The 6,142-nt window shown below is 25.5% G+C and carries 8 protein-coding genes; all 8 read left to right on the top strand.

Translation table 11 applies throughout. The annotated features are described in order from the left end of the window. Positions 1-301 precede the first annotated feature (301 nt). The 8 genes from L1S46_RS24715 (at position 302) to L1S46_RS24680 (ending at position 6,014) form a co-directional block, all read left to right on the top strand. Positions 302-1,096: a polysaccharide deacetylase family protein gene (locus L1S46_RS24715; RefSeq protein WP_238901249.1), complete on the top strand. Its 795-nt coding sequence runs from the start codon at positions 302-304 to the stop codon at positions 1,094-1,096. Between the two features lie 140 nt (positions 1,097-1,236). Further along, positions 1,237-1,521: a hypothetical protein gene (locus L1S46_RS24710; protein WP_012059467.1), complete on the top strand. Its 285-nt coding sequence runs from the start codon at positions 1,237-1,239 to the stop codon at positions 1,519-1,521. A gap of 925 nt (positions 1,522-2,446) precedes the next feature. Next, positions 2,447-3,430 (top strand): HD domain-containing protein, encoded by a 984-nt coding sequence (locus L1S46_RS24705; protein WP_238901248.1) that lies wholly within the window; start codon positions 2,447-2,449, stop codon positions 3,428-3,430. Positions 3,431-3,569: 139 nt separating this feature from the next. Then, on the top strand, positions 3,570-3,818 hold the full coding sequence (locus tag L1S46_RS24700) for a hypothetical protein (RefSeq protein WP_238859648.1): 249 nt from the start codon (positions 3,570-3,572) through the stop codon (positions 3,816-3,818). 118 nt (positions 3,819-3,936) lie between these two features. Continuing rightward, positions 3,937-4,107 (top strand): hypothetical protein, encoded by a 171-nt coding sequence (locus tag L1S46_RS24695; RefSeq protein WP_017211057.1) that lies wholly within the window; start codon positions 3,937-3,939, stop codon positions 4,105-4,107. Between the two features lie 166 nt (positions 4,108-4,273). Continuing rightward, positions 4,274-4,531 carry a hypothetical protein gene (locus L1S46_RS24690; protein WP_012059465.1) on the top strand — a complete coding sequence of 86 codons (258 nt, stop codon included), beginning with the start codon at positions 4,274-4,276 and terminating at the stop codon, positions 4,529-4,531. Between the two features lie 223 nt (positions 4,532-4,754). Beyond that, positions 4,755-4,925 (top strand): hypothetical protein, encoded by a 171-nt coding sequence (locus L1S46_RS24685; RefSeq protein WP_238901247.1) that lies wholly within the window; start codon positions 4,755-4,757, stop codon positions 4,923-4,925. A 651-nt stretch (positions 4,926-5,576) separates the two neighbouring features. Continuing rightward, a complete protein-coding gene (locus tag L1S46_RS24680; protein WP_012059464.1) occupies positions 5,577-6,014 on the top strand; it encodes a YmaF family protein in 438 nt (145 codons plus the stop codon). Positions 6,015-6,142 lie beyond the last annotated feature (128 nt).

The following is a 6,142-nucleotide window of genomic DNA, read 5'->3' as shown; positions in this document are numbered from 1 at the left end:
ACTCTCACTTCACAAGCTAAAATGGAACAACCTACAGCTAAGAACCTTTAACAGCTCATTTTCAAATGTTTTCCCATATTATGACCCCTGTGGTTACAAATATATTTATGATTTCTAGTGAAGATATGAACTCAAGGTTTTAGCAACTTTGTAAATCTGTTCATCAAATAAGTTGAATTGTTATTGTTTATCACTAAAGTAGATGTTCAAAATTACCACAAATAAAAAATTTAAATATGTAAATTATAAGAAGTGTTTAGAATTATGATTCTAAAATGGATTATAAAAGGAGGGTGAGAAATTGAAGAATAGAATAAAAATTTTCTTATTTTTATTAAGTGGTCTTTTTGTTATATTTATATGCATGAAAAACGTAAGTGCTATTCCGATATCATCTAATGAAACAACTAGTGAAAATCATGATCTGGATAAAAAAGTTTCGCATGATATGAAGAAGGTAATTTATCTGACTTTTGATGATGGTCCTAGCTATAAAGTTACAGATCGTGTTCTAGACATTTTGAAAGAAAAGGATGTTAAAGGAACTTTTTTTCTCATAGGAAGCCAGATTGAAGGAAGAGAAGGGGTTGTAAAAAGAATTTATGATGAGGGAAACAGTATAGGACTTCATACTTATACTCATAAATTTAATAAAATTTATTGTAGTGAAGATAAATTTATACAAGAAATGCTTGCATGCCGTATTCAGATAAATAATGTTATTGGAATTTCGCCAAATATAATAAGGTTTCCAGGTGGAAGTAGTAAGCATTTAAATAATAGATGTTTAAAGAAATTACATGATAATAATTTTAAAGTATATGACTGGAATATGGATAATACAGATGGATTAAATCCAAAGCTTTCTCCATATAGTTTATATAGGAAGGCAACAAAGGGAAGCGAGAAATTATCAAAAGTAATACTGCTTTTACATTGTACGGATATGAATAATAATACTTGTGAAGCATTACCCGAAATAATAGAATACTATAAATCACAAGGATATGAATTTAAGACGATTACAGAAGAAACACAAGAATTATATTTTCCTATATCAAGAAGAACATTTACATTCTTTGAGAATATTATATAAGAGCCGATATAAAAAATATTCTTTATTAACTCTACATAATTCATTTTTTGGTAATATGATGTTTACAAAAGGTTAATAACTTTGACAAACGACTGACAAAAATAAGTATTAATATAGTTATTAGAAAGGGTGTTTATATCATGGAAAAAGAAATTGAGGATCTAGAAATTAGAGATGATAAAGAATTAGAAATTAGAAATAAAGTTACAAAAAGGGATAAGAAGATATTGCAAAAGGCAATAAGTGGAATAAAGGGATGGAGCTTTAATCCAATAGCTGTAGTAAGTAATGGAATAGAAGAGTATTATTTTATTTGTAAAGTAAAAACAATAATAGAAAATTTACAAATGACTATGGCGAGGATATATATTAAAGTTCAAGATGGAAATAAGCCTAGATTATTAGCTATAGAAGAGATAGTATAAAAGCCTTGTGACAAGTAAAATTGTTGTATAGGAATGGTTTGAAAAATAAAAAAATGTTAATAATTAAATTGTTAAACCTTTTTTCATAATTTATCAAAAGCAGCAATTAGGAATTGTCTAATTGCTGCTTATATTTATTTTCTTAGAAATAATCATAAAGAAAGATCTTCACATAGATAAACATTATAATAGCTTAGTCTTATGAAACAATCTACCAAAAAGGAGAAACATTATTATTTCACAGGCTATGAAAATTTCGCTAAAAGCGCTAAATTACAGATTGCACTACTAGTGATTGCTCTCGATTTCGTTGTGAGAAGTATTAATTCATAGATCAACTGATAAAAAATATCAATTAATATTGATTATCTTGTAATAATGTGCTAATATATGAATATACAAAAGATATTCAAATCCCCTTTACCCCTCATAATTAATATATAAAAAAATGCAGTCATATGATGGCTGCATTTTATTTTGCAATTTAAAACAGCGATATTAAGTTTTATTATTATTTTATTATTTTTAACTCATCTTGTAGCTGTTTTTGCATGTCTTGCATATAGTCATCTATATTTTTGTTTTTCGCAGAACTCAAAAATATACTTATTAATATAAAAATTAAAAATATTAGACTTAATATAATCATAAACTACACCTCACTTATCTAAAGTATTAACAAAAAAACGTAATTGTATTACGACTATTTTCAACAATTAGATTAAAAAGTAAAAAAATATATAGATGAGATTTTATAACTAAACATTTAATAAAACTTAACATATTCTTTATATATGGAATAAAATAATTTATTAAGATTATGGTGGATAAAGTGAAAAAATTGACCAATAAAGTATATTTTATTATAATTTATAATAGTACTATAAAAAACAAATGAAATATTTGTGAGGGGGAGAAGAACTATATGAGATTAGTTATATTAAACGAAAAAGCAATGGGAAAAGAGTTGGCAGTTCCTATTTACACGCAATCGGGAATGATATATTTGAATAAAGGTGCAAAAATTAATGAAAGAAATATAGAGCAAATAAAGAAAATAGGTATAAATACAGTTTATATAGACGATGGTATAAATGATGTCACTTTGCAAGAAATATATGATGCACCATTAAGGCTAAAAGCAATCAAAGAGTTAAAGAATGTATTTGATGAATGCAAAAGGAAAAGATATGTTCCTGAACAACCAGTAATAAAGATAGTCGAAGAAATAATTGAAAATATAAATATTTCAGAAAATGCCTATTTATATAACAACTTAGCTAAAAATGATAAAGACCTTGAATTATGTACTCATTCGTTGAATGTAGCATTATTATCAATAATAATTGGTTATAAGAAAAAATATAGTGAGGACAAAATTCTAAAGCTAGGAATTGGAGCTATATTGCATGATATAGGCAAAATAGTTTCTAATGGGGAAGATCATACTATCGAAGGGTATAAATTGGTAAAAAGTAATAATTATTTTTCGGCAACATTATGTACTTGCATACGCTCACATCATGAAAATGAAGATGGAAGCGGTTATCCTGAAAAATTAAAAGGGGACAAGATATATGAGTTTGCAAAGATTGTTTCTATTTGTAATGAATATATTAATATATTAGATTCTGATGATTCTATCTTGCCACACCATGCAATTGAAGTATTAGCAGCAATGGGGCAGCAAAGGTTCAGTAATGATATATATAAGGATTTTGTTGGATCAATTTATTGTTACCCTAATGGTTTGAGTGTAAAGTTGAGTAATGGGTTAGAGGCTATGGTTATTAAGCAAAATATAAACATGCCAACAAGACCTATAGTTGCATTTAAGGAAAATGATAATATAAAATATATTGATTTAGTTAATAATCTTACTATATTTATTAAAGAAGTAGTATATTAAATTAGATATTTTAGTTAGCCACGAGATTGTGGTTAACTATTTTTTAATTAAAAATGTTTATGTAAGGAATTAACTTAATTCATGACAAATGATAAAGATAAAGACTGATAAGCGTATTTTATTAGAGAGGGTATATGGCATGCTAGTAAATGATTTGGAGATTAGGAATACAATTACAGCAAAGGATAAGAGAATATTAAGAAAAGCATTAAACGGAATAGTTGGGTGGAAATTTATTCCTGTATTTGTGATAATAAATTATAAAGACGATTACTATTTTATATGTAAAGTAAAAGCGAATAATAGGAAAATGAAGATAGCCAAAATATATGTTAAAACTAAAAAGGATGGAAGCATAAATTTACTAACTATCGAAGAAATATTATAGGATATATTATAGAAAATTAATTATTTTAGGATATGAGAAAATACTTAATATCCTAAAATTTTAGTACCCAAATTTATACATGCAAATTGTATTATAGATATAGAAGGAGGTGGTGAATATGGGGAATATAATTAAGATAATTATGTATTCAGAGATTAAGAAGAATAAGAAGAGTAAAATTAAATTAAGAGTTTTAGAAGAAAATATTTTAAAATATAACTATTGGCTAAAAGTAACACACAGAGAGGATAAAATCGAAAATTATGAAGAATTTTTACGAGCTCGATAATTACTAAGAGGTAGATTAGATTTTAAGTTTAATCTGTCTCTTTTGTTTTTAATAAAGCAGAATCTTTATTTTTTTGTAATATTATATTAAGAAAAGCTTTATATAATTGATTAATAACTGACAAAAACCGGTAATAATATAATTACAGGAGAAGGTGTTTGTTTATATGTTAAAAGAAAATAGAAAAATGGAAATCAGAAGTGAAATTTCTATAGAAGAAAAAGTAATGCTAAATGATGCGTTAGATGGCATAAATGGATTCAAATTTGATCCTATAACAGTAATTACTAATGGTGTCGAGGACTATTATTTTATATGTAAAGTAAAGGTAATAATAAAAAGTTTGAGAATGAAGATAGCAAAGGTACATGTTAGAGTTTCTAATAACAATCCTCAATTATTAAGGATTGAAGGTATAGAATAAATTTATTTTAATTTTTATGAGATTTATGTAATTATATATATACAATTTTAAAAATATTTTATTTATTAATTGTATTACTAGATGGATAGTAAATATAATATAATTTTGAAATAACAAATAATTATTCTTAAATAGTATTGAATATTTTATAATAATCTGGTAATATATATTTGAAGATAAAAAATAATAAATAATATTTAATATTTAAGAAAGGAGAGTTATTATGGGTAACTTAATGAAAATCAATATATATGCTGAAAAAAAGAAAAAGATTGGAAAAGTTATGAAAATTAACAAGTTAGAAGAGACTATTTTAACTTATAATAACTGGCTAAAGAAGAATAATAGAGAGGATAGAATAGAGAGCTATGAGGAATTTTTACAAGCTCAATAATATTTATTATTAGAGGTAAATTAAATTGTATGATTTAATTTACCTCTATTTTTTTGGGTTTTAAAATATTAATCAATAGAAATTATTAATTAATATGGACTATTTAAAAATAATATGCTATTATATAAATACACAATATATTCAAATCCTAAATAACTCTCTCTCAAGTTTAACCATTAGATGCAGTCATTATTTGGCTGCATCTTTATTTTATTAGACCTAATTTATATAGCATTCTTTGAAAGAGCTTTAGCATATTTTGTCAAAATTTATGTTATGAAAAATAGTTACTAGTTTAAAGTATTGTGATATTATAAAAGTGATTTGATAAAAGATTCTTCATTTTATAAAGGTGGTATTGTCATGTACAATGCCACCTTTTTTAAAATTTAATTTTAAGAATTAAAATATTATGATCTATTTGCGATTGTTTAAAAAGATTTTTTATATAGAAATTTCGATTTTAATGGTTCAATGTTAAGGAATGGGATGTCTAACTTATACAAAATTTTATAGAAATTAAATCCACTTGAAATGGTGGATTTACTATAGGAAAGCAATAAAAATATGGTATGTTACTAAGTAATCACACAAATATGCGAGCAAACATAAAATATTATATATGTTTTAATAACGGAGGAGGAGCTTACGGTGAGATACAATTGTAATAATAACGGGAGATGCAGCTGTGGTTATAAAAATAACCAAAATGATAAAAATGAGGATAACTGTAACTATGTAGATATTAGCTATAGAATAAAGAATCATAATCATGAATATTTATCAAGTACAGATTATGCAAAAGATGATGAATGTGTGAGACATAATCATCGAATTGCCGGTATGACTGGTCCTGCAATAGAATGTGGGAATTCGCACGTTCATAAAATAGAAGGACGTACAGATACTTTTTGTGATCACTACCATGATCTTTGTGATACAACAGGTCCGGCTATTTACCTTCCAGACGGAAAGCATATTCATTTAGTAAAGGGTAAAACAGCTTGTGCAGATGGACATTATCATGATTATTATTTTACTACTTTAGTTGAAGATCCTACAAACGTTCCGAAAGATAAAGATTGCTAGATTTAAACACCAATAAGAGAAGCTTACCATTAAATAACTTCTAAAATATATATATTATAGATGTTTGATTATCACACTTTATGCATAATAGAGTGTGATTTAAATTTCGTTTCATTTTAGTTCAGTAT

Origin of the sequence: Clostridium sp. YIM B02500, assembly GCF_022324665.1 — a bacterium.
Taxonomy (GTDB): Bacteria; Bacillota; Clostridia; order Clostridiales; family Clostridiaceae; genus Clostridium; species Clostridium beijerinckii.
The sequence above is the reverse complement of the archived record's forward strand: the minus strand, read 5'-3'. Positions and strand labels throughout refer to the sequence as shown.